Below are 23,831 nucleotides of genomic sequence, written 5' to 3' on the forward strand. Positions count from 1 at the left end.
AAACTAAAACATTTAAATACTATTGACATATACATTAACATAATATAGAATTATGTTAATATACTATATTTACGGAGTTTTTTTATTATGACCCCTGTTCTTCAATTAATACTAACATTCGTCGTTCCTCTATTATTTATCGGTATATACAGCATAATCAATAGAAAAAAAATTACGGCAATAATGATTTTAATGAAATGTTTGCTGAAGAAAAAGCTGTTTTGGAAGGTATTGTAGAAGAAAAAATATCTGAAGTTAGAGATAATGCTATAGATCTGGAAATAGCAGTTAAAAAAGCTGGTTTTATAAGCAAATCTATGGAAGAGGATCTAGCTAAATTAAATAAAAGGATTGAGTCATATAAAGACTATAAAGCTGCAGTATCCCAATATCAGGAGCAGGTTGATTCTCTTGAAGAAGCTTATTTGGAGATATTGAATAAAGTAGATACTGTATTAAAAGAACGTAATACTATAGAAAAGACTTATAAAAGAATATCCGATGTTAAGGCTAAAATGACAGAATTAGAAAAGAATGTCGGATCTATACAGGATAAATTGATAGAATCTTATAATTCTAAATTAAATGAGTTTGAAAGTGAACTTTATAAGAGATTTGATGCTCTTACAACTAATCTTTTAGCTCGTGATGCTCATTACAGCACTATGGCAGAACAGGAGAAAGAGAAAATATCAGCTCTTACAGAGGAATTCAAACTTCATGTTGCTAAAAAAGAAGAATTATTTACTAATCAGCTTACTCAGCTTGCTGAAAGAACAGCCCGTCATAATATAGAACAATTAGCTGAATTATTTGAGAAAGGCAGAGATGAACTTATAAACAAATATTCATCATTCGCTGATGAGATAGATGTTAAATCTAAAGATATAGAAAATCGTTATGAAACTTTAAGCCAATCTAAAGACGGACTTGAAACAGAATTAAATAATTTAAGAGATACTATACATGACAGACTTAATTCTATAACTGAATCAAGCGTATTAGAATTCAAAGATGAAATGGAAAAAACTAAAGAGATGCTCTACTCTACTCTTAAAGAAGGACTTGAGAAAATAAGTCAGGATAAAGAGGAGTTTTTGGATTCTATAGAACAGAAGGCACATTCTTTAGAGAAGTCTATAGATGATATAAAAGATAAAGCAGATTATATAAGCAAAGATTATGCTGAAAAAGCTCATCAATTAGAAAATGAGTTCTCTGTATTAAAAGATGATATAAACAACAGATTTATAGCTGAAGTAGAAAATTTCTCTAATCATATAAGAAATGTACTTGAAAATGAAGATGACGGAGTAATAACTCTTTATAGAAATAAAACTAAAGAACTTAATGATTTAATCATATCTATAGATGGTATGAGTGAAGAAACTATGCTTAAAGCTGAAAGCAGATTTGAAGATATAGTTAATGATATAGATAAATTAAAAGATGATATCTTAACTAGAGCTCAAGATGATATGGAATATTCTATAGATAAAGCAAGAAGTTCTTTAATAGCTGAAATCAATGAGCTTAGAAACGATGTTGAAACAGAAACTAATCTTTTGAAAGATAAAATAGATGAAACTCATTATCAAACTTCTGAGATAATATCTATACTTAATAATAAACAAGAAGAAATACTTGATTCTTTAAATCTACAAAAAGAATATTTATATAAAGATTTAGAAGCACAAGCTAATGATAGAGTCAATGAAATAGAGAAGTTATTTTCTTCTGTAAAAAGTGAATTAGAGGAAAATATTGATTCATACATAAAAAATACTTCTTCTGATTTAACTGCTATTGATGAAAAATTATCAAGTTTGAAAGAACAATATGATAAGGCTTCTTCTGATATAGATACTTTAAGTAAAGATACTGAATATAATATAAAAGAAAATTTAGAAAAACGTTTAGAGATATTAGAGCAATCTTCTGTTGAAATTAATGGTTTAGTAAGCAGAGCTAATGAAAAATTAGATACAGGAATAAAAGATACTGAAGAAAAAATAGATGATATAAAGAAAGAAATTTCGCAGTACAGTGATGCTTATATAGAAAGCTTGAAATCTCATTTGAAAAATGTTTTAGATGATTATGAACAAACAAAAATGAAAGCTATAACTGACAGTATTGATTCTGTTATAAATCAGGTTGATGAAAGTGAAAAAAGACATGATGAGTTAATAAGCAATATAGAAAACTCTATTGATGAGTTCAAAAATAAAATGGATTTAGCAATAAATGAAAATGTTAAATTCAATGAAGAAAGCAAAAAAGAAGTTGTTGATATGCTTCATAATGAGCTCCGTCAGGCTACAGATGCATTTGATACTCTTTTGAATGAAAAAAGAGATAGTATGAACAAGATAAAAGATGAAATTGAAGATATAATGCATAGAGTAGAAAACGGCAGAGATACTTTTGAACGCACTATAAATAAAGTATATGAAAATGCTGAAGATAAAGAAAAAGCATTGATGTCCGATATTGAGGATAAATATAATTCATTAGATAAGAAAATAGACGGCGTATTAGATGAAAGAAGAGCTGATTTGAATGCTATAAGTGCAGAATATAATGCTATGCTTGAAAAATATTCTAATAACTTAAAAGATGATTATGAAGAATTGAAACATCATGCATCTTTAATGAGCGATGAATATAAAATCCGCATAGAAAATTTAGGTGAAAGAATCAATGAGATAATTGATAATGCTAATAATATGCAGTCTATTATCGATTCTAAAGCATCAGAAATAGATTCTTATATAGTTTATAAGAAAGAGGAAATAGATAGAAAGAGCAGCGATATATTTGCCGGCGTAGAAGAGAATGCATCTAAAAAATTAGATGAGCTTAGAGAGTTAATAGATAATTCTATAAACAAATATCAAGATGAAATAAAAGAAATAGAAGCATACAGACTTGAAGAAAAACAAAATATAATTCAGGATGTAGAAAATATTGGTGCTAGCATAAGAAAAGATTATGAACAGTATACTAATCTTCTTGAAGACTTCTATAATAAGGAGAAAGATTCTTTAAATGATTATGCTAATAATTTAAAAGATGAAATAGAAAAAGCTAGAGAAGAATCTGAAACTAAACATCTTGCTAATGAAGCTAATTATATAGATGAATATTTGAATAAAGCATCTTCAAAAATAGATGAAGAAGTTAATCGCTTAAATGAAGAATTGAATAGTTCATTTAATACTTTATACAGCGGATTCTCTAAGATATTAGCTAAAATAAGAAAAGCCAACAACAAAAAATTATTGCAGTATATTTCTAAAATCAAAAGACATGCTAATAAAGTTATATCTAATACAGCAGCAGAAGTTAGAGATAGTCTTGGCTTAACATTGGAAGATTTGAGAAATGAGTTCATATCATTAAAAGACAATGTTGATGATAGATTGAGAGAAGAAGCTGATAAATTAATTTCTAATAATGAAAATGTACTTGCTATATTAGATGATCATAATAATAGATTAGAACAGATCAATGATTTAAGCAATACTATAGAAAATATTAAAGAAACTTTATTAGAGCAGATTAATGAGTTAAATTCTCATTTGTCTGACACTAATGAAAACTTCAATAATATAATAGATAATATAAAATCTTCTATAATTGATAGAGATGAATTAATTGAGCTTCAAAACAGTGAAAAAGATTTCTTGAAAAATCAAATAGAGGATATAAAAGAAGAATTTGAGCTTTTCAAAGATCAGATGTTGAGAACTAATGAAGTAGAAATACCAGCATTATTCGATGAAGAAAAAGAAAGAATAGAAAATATGTTTGATGAGTTTAGTAAAAATTTACTTATGAGACTCACAGACAATGAAAGTGATATACATTATATTAAAGATGTTTTATCTGAAGAAAGAAGTCATTTAATATCACAAATAGAGATTTTAAGAAAAGATGTTGATGATATAAAAGATGATAATACAGTTACTGTTTTATCTGAAGAAAAAGCTGTTCTTGAAAATTCATTAACTGCTTTAAGAGATGATTTTGATAAAATAATTGATTTAGAAAATGATTTTGTTACTCTTAAAAACAGAATGGAAGGTATAGACAGCGGATTAAAAGATGATGTTAAAGATCTATCAGATAAATTAAGAGACTTAAAGAATAATTTAGAGGAAAGAATAGAAAAAGACTCTAATGGCTTATATAGAGATTTAGAATCTCTTAATAACAATTTTGAAGATGTAAGAAAGAATATGTCTTCTTTCTTTAATAAAGATGAAATAGAAGAAATGCTTAATAAAGAAAAAAGCAGATTAGATTCTATATTTGAAAGTCTCACTTCTAATAATGAAAGTTTTAAAGACAGATTAGAAAAACGCATAACTTATTTTGAAGATATGTGGTCTGATAATACAAAAATTAAAGCTATATATGCTTCTGATATAAGAGAAGAAGTTGAAAATATAAGAAAAGAAGCTGATATTAAATATGATAATCATATTGCTGACTTGAAGCAAAAAATGCAGTTAATAGAACAGGATATATATGATTGGAAGAACGGCAATTTAAATACTTTACTTTCTCAATTAGATGAAGCTAAGAGAGGAATAGAAGAATTTATCAATACTTCAGAAGGAAAGAAAAATCAATTCCTTATTGATATGGTTAATGATATAGAGAAGAAAGAAAATGAAATTTATTCTCGTATAGATGAGAAGGTTTTAGAAGCTGAAAATAAACTTTCTTCTATAGATGAAAAACTAAACAAAGCTATAGGTAATAGTTTAGAAGAAATACATAATAGAATAAATGAGTCTGTTGCAAAATATGATGAAGAGATAAAAAGAATTGAACATCATAGAGAAACTGAAGCTGAAAATATAATATCTGACATGGAAGATTTGGGTAACAGCATAAGAGAAGATTATGAAGAATATTCTATTATGATAGATAAAATATACGAAGATGCTGTATCTGAATTAGAAGTTCATCTTGATAATATCAAAAAAGAGATAGAAAGGTCTAGAGCTGAATCTGAAGAAAAACATGTAACTAATGAGAAAAATTATATAGATGATTATTTGTTAGACTATTCAGAAAAAATTGAATCAAGAGTTAATGATAAGTTGAATATCTTAACAGAAAGCAAAGCGCAATTAGATGATATGGTAAAAGAGTCTTTCGATGCTCTTAATACTAACTTGAATGATGTTATAAGCAAATTCAATGAAGAAGCTAATAATCAAATACATTCTGTTGTTAGCAGATTAGAAGAAGAGGCTTCTGAAAGATTGCGTAATGAACAGAAGTATATGTCTGAATTGGAAGAGCAATTAAGAGCTATAAGTGTCAAAATAGATAATGAGCTTTATAATATTTCTACAAAATTAGATAATGAAATATCTGATGTTAAAGCAAAATATAAAGATTTGAGTAATGATTTTGATGAGGCACTAGATACTATAAAAGCTTCTATATTCGATAGAGATGAGCTTATAGAATTACAGAATTCTGAAAAAGAAATGTTAGCTGAACAGATTGATACTTTGAAAACAGAATTTGATTCTTTCAAAGATGAGCTTTTAAAAGCAAATGAGGAAGATATACCTACTCTATTTGAAGAAGAAAAACAGAAAATTGAAAGAGCATTTGAAGATTTTACATCTAGTATTTTAGAAAGAATGAATAATTCTGAAAATGACATGAATTATGTTAAAGATGTTATAATAGAAAATAGAAATGTATTCTTAGACAAAATCGATAACATAAAAAGAGATATAGAATCTATCAAAGAAGATAATACTATAGCACAATTAGCTTTAGACAAACAATCATTAGAGGATTCTTTCAATACTATTAAAGCTGATTTCAGTAAATTGGCTGATTTGGAAACTGCTTTGACTCAATTAAAAGGTAATGTTGAAGATATAGATTTGAATTTCAAAGATGATATAAAAATCTTATCTGAGAGATTTGAAGAATTTGAGAATAAGTCAGTTGCTGATGAAAGATTCGATAATTTGTCTTTTAATATAGATGAAATTAGAGATAATTTAAAAGACTCTATAAATAAATCTTCTGAATTAGAGAATGAGTTTGTCTCTATAAGAGAAAATATTTTAGAAGCATTAAGCAAAAATGAAAATATAGAAACTTTATTTGCTGATGAAGTCAAAAAATTAGATGATTTATTTAGTAATTTAAAAACAGATAATGCAGAGTTTAGAAACAGATTAGAAAAACGTATAGATTATTTTGAAGATACTTGGTCTGACAGTTCAAGAATCAGAAGTCTTTATGCAGCTGAGTTAAGAGATGAATTAGAAAATATAAAATCTGAAGCAGATATAAAATTAGAAAATTATGTTAATGATTTAAAATCTCAAATAGAAGCTGTTAATAATGATGCTTCTGCTTGGAGAGATGAGTACATTAACAATTTAAAAGAAAAAATTGATTCTATAGATAAAGATATTTCCAGTTGGAAAGACGGACGTATCAATGATCTATTAGAACAGTTGGAAAATGCTAAAGAAAGTATAAATAATTATTTAGAATCTTCTGAAGGAAAAAAAGAGGAATTCCTTTCTGATATACTTGCAAAAATAGAGGATAAAGAAAATTCTATCTATAATAGAATAGATGCTAAAATAGAAGATATAGAAAATAGATTATCTATGGTTGATGGAAAAGTATCTGATGATATAGCAAGAGGATTGGAAGAAGTAGAAAATATAGTAAATAAAGCTATAAATAAATATGATGAAGAGATTAAAAATATTGAACATCATAGAGCAGAAGAAAATACTAAATTATTAGATGATATACAATCAGGATATGATTATTATTCTAAACTCATAAATACTACATATAAAGATTCTCTATCATCTTTGGCTGATTACACTAATAGAATAAAAGCTGATATAGAAAAAGCTAGAAAGGAAGCTGAAAATAAGCACATAAATAATGAGAAAAATTATATAGATCAGTATTTGAAAGATTATTCTGCTAAATTAGATGATAAAGTTAATGAGAAAATTAATATATTAAACGACAGCAAAAATAAATTAGATGACATGATAAAAGAGTCATTTAATACTCTTAATGTTAATTTGAATGATGCTATATCAAAATTCAATCAAGAAGCTGATTCTAAAATCAATAGTACTATTGAAAAATTGGAGAAAGATGCATCTGAAAGATTCTTCAGCTATAAAACTTATCTATCTGAATTGGAAGATAATTTAAGAGCTATTAATGCAAAAATAGATAATGAAATATATAATGTATCTTCAAAATTCGATAATGATATATCTGATTTGAAAAACAAATATAAAGAATTGACTATTGATTTTGAAGAATCATTAGATATGGTAAAAAGCTCTATACTTGATAGAGATGAACTTATAGAACTTCAAACTTCTGAAAAAGAACTTTTATCAGAAAGAATAGATGATCTTAAAAATGAGTTTGAAAGTTTCAAAGATGAAGTATTAACTGCAAACAAAGATGATGTACCTACTCTATTCGATGAGGAAAAAGAAAGAATAGAAAAAGCATTTGAAGATTTGACTAATACTTTATTTGATAGAATAAATGATTCTGAAAAAGATATCAACTATATAAAAGATGTAATTTCTGAAGATAAGATTTCATTATTAGAAAAAATGGATAATTTACAATCAGAAATTGATAGCTTAAAAGAAAATGATACTATAACTCAATTAACTTTAGATAAGCAGGTTTTAGAAGATTCATTTAATTCTATAAAAAATGATTTCTCAAGATTGGAAGATTTGGAAAAACATTTATCTGAATTAAAGGACAGCATGAGTAATGTTGATTTAGATTTAAAAGATGAAGTTAAAAGTTTAGCTGATAAATTTAATTCTTTTGAAGATAAAATCAAAGAAAATGTTGATAATTTAAGCGATAATATAGTAGATTTGAATTCTGATATTAATGTAATTAGAAATGCAATAAATGATTCTATTAAGAAATCATCAGAATTAGAAAATAGTATATTGAGAGATAAAGAAGTATTAGAAAATAGATTATTTTCTATAAAAGAAAATTTGATGTCAATGTCATCTAATAATAAAGTTTCAGATGCTTTATTTAATGATGAGGTTAAAAAGTTAGAAAATCTATTTGATAATTTCAAAAATGACAGCATAGAATTCAGAGATAGATTAGTTAAACGTATAGAGTATTTCGAGGATACTTGGTCAGATAATGCTAAAATCAGAAGTTTATATGCTGCTGAAATGAGAAATGAATTAGAAGAAGTTAAGAAAGAAACTGAATTAAAATTTGAAAATTATTTGAATGATTTAGTTAATAGAGTAGAAACTATTGATGAAAATATATCAAGCTGGAAAGATGGAAAAATTAATGAACTTCTTTCAGAGTTGGAATTGGCTAAAAATAATATAACAAGTTATTTAGAGTCAACAGAAGATAGAAAAGAAGAATTAATTTCTGATGTTCTTTCTAAAATAGAAGAAAAAGAGAATGCTATATATAATAAAATAGATTCTAAAATAGCTGATATAGAAGATAAATTATTAGTTTTAGATGGAAAAGTATCTAATGACACAGCTAATAAATTAGAAGAAGTAAAAGAAATAGTTAATAATGCTATAACTAAATATAATGAAGATATTCAAAATATTGAGCATTATAGAGTTGAAGAAGGAAATAAACTTTTAGATGATATAAAATCAGGATATGATTATTATTCTAAATTGATAAATTCTGCTTATAAAGATTCTTTAGCTTCTCTATCAGAATATACTAATAGAATAAAAGCTGAAATAGAAGATGCTAGAAAAGAAACTGTATACAATAACAATATAGATAAAAATTATATAGATGAGTATTTGAAAGATTATTCTGATAAATTAGAAAGTCAAATAGCAGATAAGATAAATATATTAAATGAAAGCAAAAATCAATTAGATGATATGATGAGAGATTCATTTGCTACATTAAATGATAATTTAAATGATGCTATAGCTAAAATAAATGAGAATGCTGACAATAAATTAAATGCTGTAATAAGAAAATTAGAAACCGAAGCATCAGACAGATTGTTTGATTATAAAGAATATATGAAAGAATTAGAAGATCATTTAGCTTCTATAAACAACAAAATAGACAATGAAATATATAATGTATCTTCTAAATTTGACGATGAAGTGTCAGACATTAAAAAGAAATACGATGCTTTGAATATAGACTTTGAAGAAACATTAGATTTGATTAAGAGTTCTATTTTAGATAGAGATGAGCTTATAGAGCTTCACAATTCTGAAAAAGAGCTTTTAGCAGGCAGAATGGATGAACTCAAAGAAGAATTTGATAATTTCAAAGATGAGCTTTTATCTGAAAGAATAGATGAACTTAAAAATGAGTTTAAAAGTTTCAAAGATGAAGTATTAGCTGCTAATAAAGATGATATACCTGCTTTATTTGAGGAAGAGAAACAAAGAATTGAAAATGCATTTGAAGAGTTTACTAATAATCTATTAGAGAGAGTAAATATCTCAGAGAGTGATATTAATTATATAAAAGATGTTATTTCTGAGGATAAACTTACTCTATTAGAACAGATAGATAATTTGAAAGCTGATATAGATTCATTAAAAGAAGATGATGTATTTACTCAATTAAGTGCAGAAAAAGAAGCATTGGAACAGTCATTTAATTCAATAAAAAATGATTTTGCTAAGTTGGAAGATTTAGAGAAACATTTGTATGAATTAAGAGATAATATGGAAGATGCTGATGTAACTTTAAAAGATGAGGTATCTAGTTTATCTTCTAGATTTGACAATTTAGAAAATGCTATAAAAGAAGATAGAGAAAACATAGAAAAAGAATTAGCTTCAGGACTTAATGAAGTATCAAGCTTATCTTCTAGATTTGACAATTTGGAAAATGTTGTAAAAGAAGATAGAGAAAATGTAGAAAAAGAATTACTTTCAGGATTTAATAATGTCAATGCTGATATAGATGATATCAAGAATGATATAATTAATTCTATAAATAAATCTTCAGAATTAGAAGATGCTTTATTAAAGAATAAAGAAGAGCTAGAAGATAAATTGTCAGCAATAAAGAACAATTTACTTTCAATGACTGGAAGAAGCGAAACTATAGAAACATTATTTAATGAGGAAGTTTCTAAATTAGAAGAATTATTTGATAAAGTTCATAATGGAAATATAGAGTTCAGAGACAGATTAGAAAAACGCATAACTTATTTTGAGGATACTTGGTCTGATAGTACAAAGATAAGAAGTTTATATGCTTCTGAAATGAGAAATGAGTTAGAAGAGATCAAAAAAGAAACTGAAATCAAATTTGAAAATTATCTAAATGATTTGAATAAGAAAATAGATAATATAAATGATGATATATCTATTTGGAAAGAAAATAATATTAATGATCTATTGGCACAGTTAGAAAGTGCTAAAGAGGATATATCTGCTTATTTAGATACTACTGAAGACAAAAAGAATAAACTTGTTACTGAAGTTTTATCTAAAATTGAGGAAAGAGAAAATAATATTTATAGTAAATTAGATGAGAAAATAGCAGATATAGAAAATAGATTATCAGAAGCCAATACAAAACTTAATGATGATATAGCAGTAAATTTAGATAATCTTAATAATATGATTAATGATGCTATGGCTAAATATAATGAAGAGATAAAGAATATTGAAAATTATAGAGCTATAGAATCTGATAAATTATTAGAGGATTCTAAAAAACTCATTGAAGATATAAAAAATGGTTATGAGCATTATTCTAATTTAATAAATGAGGCTTATAATAATTCTGTTAATTCTTTGACAGATTACTCCAATTCAGTTAAAGCTGAAATAGAAAAATCAAGAGAAGAATCAGAAGCTAAGCATTTGAATAATGAGAAAAATTATATAGATGAATATTTGAAAAACTATTCTGATCAATTAGATAGTAAAGTATCAGAAAAAATTGATAGTTTCAATACTGCTAAAGATAGTTTGGATAGATTAGTAAGAAAATCATTCCATAAATTAGAAGCAAATGTTCAAGATGCTATACATAAATTCGAAAAAGAATCTAATAGTAAAGTTGTAGAAGTTATTAAAAGATTAGAAAAAGATGCTAAAACAGTTATATTTGATAAAAATGAATACAGTGTTTATCTAACAGAACAATTAGGTATTATCTATAAAAAGATAGAAGATGAAGTATCTAAAATTAATGAAAGAATAGATGGTGATGTATCAAATGTTAAAGAAAAAATCGATTCTGATATAGCATCATTGAGCAGTACTATTTATGATGATATTAATACTATAGTTGAGAAATATGAATCTTTGAGTAAAGATTTTGATTCTTCATTAGAAGTATTAAAAGATTCAATAATAGAGAGAAATGAATTATTAGAAGTTAGTTCTGCTGATAAAGATCTGCTAGTTTCAAAACTAAATGATCTTAAAAAAGAATTTGAAAGTTTCAAAGATGATATAACAAAAACTACTAATGATTCTATCCCTGCTCTATTTGATGAAGAGAAGCTAAGAATTGAAAATGCTTTTGAAGAGTTTAGTGCGGTATTATTAGACAGAGTAAACAATTCAGAAAGCGATATTAACTATATTAAAGATATAATATATGAAGATAAGTCTTATATCTTAGATAGAATAGACAATTTGAAAAAAGAATTATATTCTTTGAGAGATGATGATACTATTAATAAATTAACTTTAGAAAAGAATGCATTGGAAGAATCATTCAATTCTATAAAAGATAGTTTCTCTAAATTAGAAGATCTTGAAAATAATTTGTATCAATTAAGAGATGATATGGCTGATGTTGATATAAATTTAAAAGATGAAGTTAAAAATTTGGTTTCAAAAGTAGATGAACTTGATTCTAAAATCAGAGAAGATGTTTCTAGAGATTTAGAAGATTATTCAAATGATTTAGGTATGCTCAGTAATAATCTAAACACATTGAATGAGTATATAGAATCTATAAAATCAAATATGCAGGATTCTTTGAATAGAGCTTCTGAGATAGAAAACAATATATTAAGAGACAAAGAAGAATTAGAAAATAAATTGTCAGCAATAAAAGATAATTTACTTTCTGTATCTGGAAAGAATGATAATATAGAATCATTGTTTAATGATGAGCTTCAAAAATTAGAGAGTCTTTTCGATAAAGTTAGAAACGATAATATAGAGTTTAGAGAAAGACTTGAAAAACGTATAGAATATTTTGAAGATTCTTGGTCAGACAGTTCTAGAATAAGAGGTTTATTCTCTTCTGATATAAGAGATGAAATAGAAAATGTTAAATCATACACAGAATTAAAATTTGAAAACTCTTTAAATGAATTAAAAGAAAAAATGGATTCTATGAATGATGATATTGCTGTTTGGAAAGACGAGCATATTAGTGATATAAATTCTAAGATGGCTTCTATAAATGCTGATTTAGAATCATTTAAAGATGAATATTTGAATGAGCTTCAATCAAGAATAGATTCTATGGACAGCGATATATTAAGCTGGAAAGATGAAAGAATCAATGAGTTATTAACTCAATTAGAAGAAGCTAAAAATAATATTGCTAGTTATATAGATAATTCAGATGTTAAAGCTGAAAAATTATTATCTGATATTCTATCAAAAATAGAAGAAAAAGAATCTCATATCTATAATAAATTAGATGAGAAGATAGCTGATATAGAAAGTAGACTATCCGATACCGATTCTAAACTTAATAATGAGATAAGCGGTAATTTAAATAATCTATATAATATGCTTGATGAAGCTAGAGTTAGATATGATGAAGAGATAAAAAATATAGAAAGTTATAGAACAGATGAAAACAATAAAGTATTAGAAGATTATAAAAAACTTATTGATGAGATAAAATCTAATTATGATCATTATTCTAATTTGATAAATGAGACTTATAATAATTCTTTGAATTCTTTGACTAACTACTCTAACCTAGTGAAAGAAGAAATTGAAAAAGCAAGAGAAGAATCTGAGTCTAAGCATTTGAATAATGAGAAGAATTATATAGATAATTATCTAAAAGAATATTCTGATAAATTAAATAATGAGATATCAGAAAAAGTTAATATGCTTACCGAAGCCAAAGAACAATTGGATAATATGGTAAAAGAATCTTTTGATAATTTAGAAAATAGCTTTAATGATGCTGTAGTAAGATTTGAAGAAGAAACAAGCAATAAAATTTTAGAAGCTATTGATAAATTAGAGAAAGAAACAGAGTCTGTATTATTCAAAAAATACATGTCAGCTTTAGATGATAGAATTCATTCTGTTAATGAAAAATTAGACAATGAAACTTCTAATCTAAAAGACAAATATGAGGCTTTAAGCTCTGATTTTGATGAGGCTGTTGATATTATAAAGAATTCTATAATAGACAGAGATGAATTAATTTCATTACATAATGATGAAAGAAATGCTATTGTAGAAAGATTTGAAAATTTGAAAAATGATTTTGAATCCTTCAAAGAATCATCATTGAAATTTGATAATGAAGATGTTCCTGCTTTATTTGAGAATAAGAAAAAAGAGATCGAGCATATATTTGAAGAGTTTACAAGTGCTGTTGTTGAAAGAGTTGATATAACTGATGATGAGATTAATAAATTAAAAGATGCTATTGTTTCTGATAAATTAGATTTATTAGAAAAAATGGATAATTTAGAGGTTGAATTAGAATCTGTTAAGAAAGATAATACAGTAGAACAGTTAGCTTTAGAAAAGAAAGCTTTGGAAGATTCTTTCAATGCTATAAAAGCAGATTTTGCTAAATTAGAAAATTTAGAAACTAATTTATATCAATTGAAAGAAAATATGTCTGATGTTGATGTATTGTTAAAAGATGAAGTTAAGGCTTTATCTAACAGATTAGCTGATTTTGAAGAGAAAATAAAAGATGATATAGTTAGAGATTTAGATGAATATTCTATAGAATTGAATAATCTTACTGATAATGTAGGAAAATTAAATTCGAGAATTGATGATGTTAAATCACAAATAGAAGATAGCATCAATAAATCTTCTGAATTAGAAACTCTTATTTCAAATGAGAAAGAAGAATTAGAAAGTAAATTATCTTCTATTAAAGATGAGTTAGTATCAAGAGATGAAAATAATGACAATATAGATAAGTTATTTACACAAGAAAAAGAAAAATTAAATGATCTTTTCAATCAAATAAAAGAAGATAATAAAGAGTTTAGATATAGATTAGAGAAACGTGTTGCTTATTTTGAGGATACTTGGGCAGATAGTAGTAAATTAAAAAATATTTTTTCAACTGATATAAGAGAACAGTTAGATAATATCAGAAATGATAATGAAATTAAATTTGAGAATTCTATAAATTACTTGAAAAACAAAGTAGAATCTATAGACAGTGATATATCTAATTGGAAAGAAAATACTGTTGATGAATTAGTTAAACAATTAGGCGAAGCTAGAGAAAGCATATCTAATTATTTGAATGATTCAGAGATAAAAGGAAAAGAATTAGTAGATAATCTTTTATCTAGAATAGATGAAAAAGAAAATAGCATGTATCAGACTCTAGATGAAAAAGAAAAGAACATGTATCAAACTCTAGATGATAAAGAAAAGAGCATGTATCAAACTTTAGATGATAGAGCAAGAAACATGTATCAATCTCTAGAAGAAAAAGAAAAATCTATGTACGAAGTTTTAGATAATAAAGTACAAGATATAGAGAGCAGATTATCTATTATTGATTCTAAATTAAATGATGATATAAGCTCTAATGTAGAAAATCTTTATAATATGCTAAATGAAGCAGTAGCTAAATATGATGAAGAGATAAAAAATATTGAGCATTATAGATTAGATGAAAATAATAAGATATTAGATGATATTGATAATGTAGGAAAAGAGATAAGATCTTCTTATGAAAATTATTCTAAACTCATAGAAGAAGTTTATAATAATTCTCTTAATTCATTGAAAGATTATTCTAATTCTATTAAAGATGAGATAGAAAAATCAAGAGAAGAAACAGAGGAAAAACACTTATCTAGCGAGAGAGAATATATTGATGAGTATTTGAAAGGATATACAGAAAAATTAGAATCTCAAGTATCTGATAAGATAAACATATTAAATGATGCTAAAAATGATTTGGATAATATGCTCAAATCTTCTTTTGATGATTTAGAAGCAAGATTTAATGAATCTATGGCAAAATTTGAAGAAGCTTCAGATAATAGAGTATTCAAAACTTTACAGGATATAGAGAAAAAAGCAGATGATGTAATTTATGGAAACAATTATATCTATAAGATTGAAGATAAAGTTAAAGACTTCTATGGTAAAATAGATACTAAACTTCTTCATTTTGCTGATAGATATGAAACTTTAGAGAAGAAAATATATGATTTAGAAAGCAATCAAAATTATATATACAGACTCGAAGATAAAATCAGAGATTTAAATGAAAAGCTAGATGATAGAATTACAAATGTTAATGAAAGATATGATAATTTAAGAAAATCTTTTGATGACAAATTTGCTTATATAGAAAGTGCTGTATTGAATAATGAGCAGGTTCAAAAATTGAGAGATGATTTCATTATTTTCAAAGATGATGTATTGAAAGCTAATAGAAATGATATACCTGAATTGTTCAATAAAGAAAGAGAAAAGTTTGAAGAGTTATTTAATTCATTCACTAATGATATAGTATCTAAATTAGACAATTCTAATGCTAATATAGAAGAGTTCAAAAATACTATATACGAAGAGAAGAATTCTATATTAGAAAATATGGAATCATTTAGATATGAATTAGATGAGTTAAAGAACAATGACTCTATTGAAGCTTTAGAAGCTGAGAAAGCTAGATTGGAAGATGCATTTAATTCTTTCAGAGAAGAGTTTGAAAGACTTTATGATTTAGAAAGTGAAGTTTATAATTTGAAAAGTAATTTAGACGGCATAGATTCTAACTTAAGAAATGATGTTGATAAATTATTTGATGAAGTTTCTGAATTCAAATATGCTTTAGAAGAAAAAATAGATATATTAGAAGATAATACAGTTTCTAGAGATCTATTTGATGATGACAGAGAAAAATTATATTCTTTATATGATGAGCTTGAAGCAGGCAATAAAGACTTTAAAGATTTAATAGATAAGAGAATCAATTATTTTGAAGATACTTGGTCTGATCCTAATAAAGCTTTAAAACTTTATGAAAATGCTTTAAGACCTGAAGTTGATGATTTGAAATCTGAAATACTTTCTAATGTACAAAATCAGGTAAATGAAATGGAGAGCAGCCTATCTGCTTGGAAAGACGGTAATTTATCTATTCTTTTAGAGCAGTTAAAAGAGGCTAAAGAGAATATTGATAACTTTATAGAAAGTTCTAAGGATAAGAAAAACGGTATTATTGCCAAAATGATATCTTCTATTAAAGAAGATATATTAGGCAAAGAAAGTGAAATAAATACTCGTCTTGAAGAGAAACTTTCTTCTGTTAATGCAAGAATTGCTGATTTTGAAAATAAATTAACTTCTGATGTAAGTAAATTCAATGATATGATATCTGAAGCAGTAGATAAATATCAAGATGAATTGAAGAATATAGAATCTTATAGATTGGAAGAAAATGAATCTATAATGAGAAATTTGGAAGATATTGGAAGAAATATAATTTCAAATTATGAAAATTATTCTAGAATGTTAGATTCTGTTTATGAGAATAATAAAAACGCTTTAGATGAGTATTCAAATAGTTTAAGAATAGAAATAGAAAAAGCTAGAGTTGATACTAATAAGGGCTATATAGATGAATATTTAAGTGAATATTCTTCTAAAGTAGAAGCTGATATAAAAGAAAGACTAGAAGAGCTTGAGAAAAATAAATATAATTTAGATATTATGGTAAATGATTCATTTAATAATTTGAATCAAAGCATAAATAATGCCGTATCTAAAATGATAGAAGATTCTGACTCTAAATTAAGAGATGTTATAGATAATTTAGAAGTTCAGATAAATGATCTTATAGCTAATAAAGAAGAAGAGATAGTAAGCAGAATATCAGCTTATGAAACAGAGCTTAAGAATAATAATTCTTCTTCACTTGAAGATATTAAAAATGAGTTATTAGGTCTTTATAATGAGTTTAAAGAGAATGTTAACTATGATAATTTAAAAGATATATCTGAAAAATTAAATGGTATAGAAACTTCATTATCAGAAGTTAATACTCAATTAGAAAATAAAGCTAAAGATATTTCTGATAGAATAGATTTGGAAAAAGAAGAATTGTATGCTTCTGTAAATAAATTATCTTCAGAATTTGAGGATTTCAAATCTAATATAGATGAAAGATTCAAAACTCAAGTAAGTGATTTTGTTTCTAATAATGAGCATATATTATCACTCTTTGGCGAGTACAGCGAGAAAATTTCTTCTGTAACTAATATATTAGAAGATATAGAAAATGTTAAAGTATCTCTTATTGCTGAAATAAATAAAGTAAAAGAAGAAATAGATAGTAAATATTCAAGTCTTACTAAAGATTTTGATAAATCTATAGATGAGATAAAAGATGCAGTATTAGATAAGAATAATATACTTCAATATTATATAAATGAGAAAGAATTGTTATGGAAAGAGATTGATGCTTTGAAAGCTACCTTTGCTTCATTGAAAGATGGAATATTAAATTCTAATGAAGTAGTTGTTCAGGAAGCTCCTTCTGTAATTGATAGTGAGAAAGCTCGTATACAGTCTATTATAGATGATGTATTTGAAACTTTAAGTGCTAAAATAAGTAATAATGAAGATAGTATTTCTAATTTAGAATCTTCTTTCTCTGAGTATAAGTCACTTATATCAGATGCCATAGACGGATTTAAAGATGAAATTTCTTCTATAAGAAATAGTAACAACTATGATGATTTAATTGAGGAGAGAAACAGATTAGAAGAATCATTTAATTCTCTTAAAGATGATTTCTCAAAAATAGAAGATTTGGAAAAAGATTTACATCTTGTTAAAGATAAATTAAAAGGTGATGATAGCAGTTTAATCGATGAAGTTATGAGACTTTCAGATGAACTTGAAGAATTGAAATCTAGCTTATCAGATATGAATAATTCTAATAATGTAAACAGTGATAATGATATTGATGCTGTTTATGAGGATTTCAAACAGTTAAATGAAAGTTTAGAATCATTTAAAGAAACTGTTATACCTCAATTATCTAGTTTCAGTAAATTGGAAGATAAGATATCAGAAAACAGGGAAGAAATTTACAAATATATAAATAGTATAATGTATTCTTTACCTGAAGCTTATATAAGCAGAGAAGAAATATCTAATTTAGAAACTAAGTTATATGATATCTTTAATAACTTCAATGATGGTATAGTATCTATAAAGAACGATTTAGTTTCTAATATAGAAAAAGATACTAAAGAGTTCAAAGATAGAATAGAAAAAAGAATTGAGTTCTTTGAAGATGCTTGGTCTAGTGAAGAAAAATTAGTAGAGTTATATGGAAATGTAATAGCAGATAATTTTGATGTATTAAAGCAAGGTTTAGAATCACAATTCAATGATTCATTTGCAGAGTTTAAAGATAAAATAGAGAATATGCAAAATGATTTGAATAATTGGAAATCTTCTAATCTTGATGCTATAACAGATACATTAAATAATGCTAAAGATATAGCTTCTGATAATGCTGATTATTCTGAGATTAAATCTATGATAGAAACATTGAAAGAAGATATATACAATAAACAGCTAGAACTCAAAAATGATTTTGATTCTAAATTAGAAGAAGGTATTTCAAATATAGAATTACAGATAAATACATTTGATGATAGAATAAAAGATTTAGAGTACAGTCAAGATACTTTAGCTTCTGATTTAGCTTTATACAAAGAAAAATTAGATTCTATATTAGATGATTATGAAGATAAAGTACAATCTAAAGTTATCAACCTTAAAAATAGTTTAAAAGCAGAAGAGAAAGACACTTTAGATTATATAGAAAATAATATAAGTTCTATCAAAAATGATATTAACAGTTCTAGCAAAGGAGTAGATTTAAAAATAAAAGCTCTAGAATCTTATATAAGCAAGATAAATAATGAGCTTAATACTAATACTTTGAAACTTTCTAATGAATTAGCTAAAGATAAAAAAGAACTTCTTGATACTATAAATGGTTTGAAAAAAGAGGTTTATGATAGAATTACTGAGGAAGTATCAAATAAAGACTCAGAGCTTTTGAATGACTTTGAAGAGTTTAAAAATAAAATAACTGAAGAAATATCAAATAAAGACTCAGAGATTTTGAATGATTTTGAAGAGTTTAAAAACAAAATAATAAATGCTGTTCCTAATATGGATGAGCTTGCAGAACTTTTCGTATCTGAGAAAGAGGATATAGTAAATGAATTTGAGGAGTTAAAAAATGAACTTCTTGATAATCATCTAAATAATCAGAATTTTGCTAAGATGTTCGAAGAAGAAAAAGCAAAATTAATAGATGAGCTTGATCATTTCAAATCAGCTGTAAGAGTTGAGTATATATCTGCTGAAGAGAGATTTGAAGCACTTAAAAAAGATTATATGAATAATTTGAATAATCTTTTAGATGTTGAAAAAGCAGATTTGGAATCTTCATTTGAAGAGATAAGAAAAGAGATTAACAATATAAAAGATAGTTCTGTATCAAAAGAAGAAATAGAAAAACTTATAGATAGTTATGAACAGGAAATAGGTTCTTCTATTGAAAATAAAAAAGTAGAAGTTGCTGAAAATGTTGAATCAGGAAAAGTTGATACTTCTTATGTAGAAAAATTGATAGAAGAAGAAAGAGCTAGAATAAATGAAACATTAGAATCATTCAGAAAAAATATAGAGGAAAACTACTCTACTGTTGAAGCAGTTGCTGAAGTTCTTTCTAAAGAGCAAGATGAAGTTGAAGCTAAGTTATTAGGTATGAAAGAAGATATACTTAGTGAAATGCCTACTTTAGAGAATGTAAGTCAGATATTTGTAGATGAGAAAGAGAATTTGAAAGAAGAACTTAGAGATGAATTTGCATCTTTAAGAGATGAAATATTGGGTTCTGTTCCTACTAATAATGATTTGGCTAATATGGCTCAGCAGTATGGTGCTAAGATTAGAGATGATTTCCAAATATTAGAGCAGGATTTCTCCGAAAGCATAAAGAGATATAAAGAAAATTTATCTAATGAGATGCTTAGCTTTAGAAATGAGTTTAATGATAGAATAGCTAATATCAAAGATTTGGCAGAGGCTTTACAGGCTGAAAGAGATAGATTGATGGCTGAAATAGATGATATTAAACTTAAATATGAAAGTGGAACAATATATTCTGGTGAGGCTTTAAATACAATAGAAGGCGACAGAGATAGACTTGTAAATGAGTTTATTGATTTCAGAAAATCCATAGTTGAGCTTATAAAAGAACAAGATGAAACTATGACTATGTTAAATAATGAAAAAATTAATATCATTGACAGCATAGAAGCTTTGAAGAACCAAATTTCATTCGATACTATAAGCAGAGATGATGTTGCTGCTATGATTGAAGATGAAAGAAGACAAGTTGCTGAAATGTTTGAAAGCATACAAAATGATTCTATAGATACTGATTTGAGATATCTTACAGACTCATTCAGAGATGATATTATAAAAGTATTTGAAGAATCTAATGATGAGTTTAGAAAACGCATAGAAGCTAGAATAGTTCATTTTGAAGATGCTTATGCTTCAGCTGATAGAATAAAAGAATTCTATAAAGATGCTATAATTAAAGAAGTAGATAATTTAAGAGGTGATGCTGAAAATATACTTATAGATTTAAATGAGAAAGTAGAAAATGCTAAAGAACAAATTGATTTATTGGAGAATAATAAAGTACAAGGCATAATCAATAAAATAGATGAAGCTGAAAATGATATAAATTCTTTAATAAATACAATGAAAGCTAATATTAAAGAACAAGAAAATGAACTTAGAATGTTAAGCCAGTCTCAAAAACATATATCTCAGGAAGTAGAAACTGTTCGCAGAGAGAGAGAAGCTCTTATGGACATGGTTAAAAACTCTGATATAAATATAAAAAATAAACTTGAGAGTTTAACAAGTGCTGTATCTGAAGCAGCAGAGATGGCTTCAGCTAAGATAGCTGAAAAAGAAGCAGCATTCAGCAGTAAAGTAAAAGAAGCTGAAGAATATATTAATTCATTGTCTGATAGAATGACAGTAGAAAATAATAATGCTTTGGCTAAAGCTAGAGAAGATGTTAATAATTTAGTTGCTTCATTTAATGAATCTGTAATAAAAGAAACTAATGATTTAGCACCTCATATAACTAATACAGTTCAGAATTTCATCAATAATGAAATGAAGAAATTTGAAAAATTCTCTGATGTTAGAAGTGCTATAGAAGGAATTGAAAATGATATTAATAATAAGATAACAGATGCATTCAATAATATGAATAAAGAGCTTGAAGATAATATCATTGAATTTAGAAAGAAAATAGATACATATCAGGAAGAGTTTATCAGCGAATTAAAAATGTCTGTAAATATGGAAGGTGAAAAAGCAGTTGATGAGATAAAATCTTTACATGATGATGAAGTTGCTAAATTAAAAGAAATGTACTTAACTACTGAAAAATTTTATACAGATAGACAAGAGAAAAATCATGAAGATTTCTCAAAATTATTTGAAGAAGCCTATAAAGAATATAATGAAAAAATAGAATCTTTATATGCTCAATTAGATGATACTAAACTTCAAATAAGCACTTCTGTTGAAGATGTTGTTGCTGATTTGAAACAGGCTTTAAGTATAAAAGATGAGTTCTTAACTTCTGTTGAGAATAATAAAGAAAAACTTGAAGCAGTTGAAGAGCAAATGAATAATTTACAGAATGAATTTGCTCCTTCAGTGGAAAAATTAAAAGATATAATTGAAGAGAAAGCATTAGAATTACAAGAGAAAATCAATGAATATTCTCAAGATATAGAACTTCAAGGAGATAAATTCAATTCTAGATTAGAAGAATTATCTAATAATGCTAAATCTACTATAGAAAATAAAGTAACTGAATTTGATTCTATTATAGAGAATATTTCTAATAGAATGGATACTTTATTAGAAGAGAAGAATTCAGAGTTTGATGCATTGAAAGCACATTATGAAGGACTTTCAGAATCATTGACTGCATTAAAAGATTCTATATCCGAAGCAGTTAATGAGAGAATAGAAGAAGCAAACAGCATTATAGAGGAAAATGTTCAAACTATAGAAGAATCAGCTAATGAAAAATATGAAAAATACATAGCTAGACTTAATTCTAATTTAGAACAAACATTATCTCTTTTAATGAATGATGCTAAGGAACATATACAAAAAGCTAAAGATGAGATAATTAAAGCTCATACTGATAATTTAGATGAGTATGATCAAAGAATAACTAATATGAAAGATATTGTTTCTGCCCTAGAAGAAGATATCACTAAATATTCTTCTGAGATAGATGCAAGACTTGAAAGCATCAATTTAAGCTATGATGAAAAAACAAATGTTATACTTAAAGATTTTGAAAATAGAACAGATGAATTAAAATTAAAATTGAATGATGCGTCTGAATCTATTGATAAGATGCTTGATGTAAAAACTAATGATATTTCTTTAGAGTATGAAGCTATGAAATCAAAAATAGATAATATAGCTAAAGATATAGAAAAATATATGAATACTGTAAAAGTATTTGATAAGGCTAAAGAAATGGCAGAGTCTATAAAAACTGATGTTTCTAAATTGAATACTTTAGTTGAGGATACTAAAGCTACAACAATTGAAATGAATAAGACTATGTCAGAGTTTGATAGCTTAAAGAAAATGCATCAGGAGATATTGGGTTATGCTGAAAGCCTCAGAAAGGAAAAAAACAGCTTAAAAGATACTCAGGAAAAAGTAAATATGTTAATGGAAATGTCTGGTGAGATTCAAGAGAGATTTGTTAATATAGCAGAAAATAACGCTATTATAGAGCGTACTGAGGAAGGAATACAGGTTGTTATAGATATAGCATCTCAAATAGAAAATAAACTTTCATTTATTAAAGATAAAGAAGAGTATGCAGATGATATATTACAGCAAATAAGAAAAGCAGAAGTAGAAACGGATGCTATATTTGAAAGAGTTGAAAGTATAAAAGAAGCTATGGTAGAAGTTGAAGATACTAGAAAGAACTTTATGGATAAGATTTATTCTTTAGAAAGAGATATGGCTAAGATAGATAAGAATGACAAGAAAGTTCAGCTATTTATTTCTAAATTAGAAGAAATCGATGATATAATACAGGCTATACAAGATCAGGGAGAAAATCTTGTTCGTATGAGAAATCAGTATGATGATTATGATAAGAGTATAGCTAAGAATTTAGAAAGAGCTGAATATTTTGTAAGGTATTTGGAAACTTTACTTGATAATGCCGGTAAATATATATCTGATAAAGGTTCTAAATCTACTTCTAAAAAAACAACTAAAATAGATAGTAAGAAGGAAGAGCTTATAATTAAGATGTATAAACAGGGATGGAAACCTGAAGATATAGTTAAAAATACTTCATATTCAAGAGATGAGATTGAAAAAACTATTAAAGCATGGAAAGATAAGCAATCTAGAGGATAATTTTTAGATAGTTTAATAGTTCTTCATTATTAA

The 23,831-nt window shown here is 25.8% G+C and carries 1 protein-coding gene; it reads left to right on the forward strand.

What is annotated here, in order from left to right:
- Positions 1-197 precede the first annotated feature (197 nt).
- Positions 198-23,798, forward strand: a complete 23,601-nt coding sequence (locus BINT_RS07085; RefSeq protein ID WP_014487880.1) for a SpiroCoCo family coiled-coil protein — start codon at positions 198-200, stop codon at positions 23,796-23,798.
- The last annotated feature ends 33 nt before the right edge of the window (positions 23,799-23,831 follow it).

It is taken from the genome of Brachyspira intermedia PWS/A, from assembly GCF_000223215.1.
GTDB classification, from domain to species: Bacteria; Spirochaetota; Brachyspiria; order Brachyspirales; family Brachyspiraceae; genus Brachyspira; species Brachyspira intermedia.

What these genes read in the sequence shown, in the direction of transcription:
- BINT_RS07085 (WP_014487880.1), top strand. Translation starts at nt 198, where the DNA reads ATGTTTGCTGAAGAAAAAGCTGTTTTGGAAGGTATTGTAGAAGAAAAA.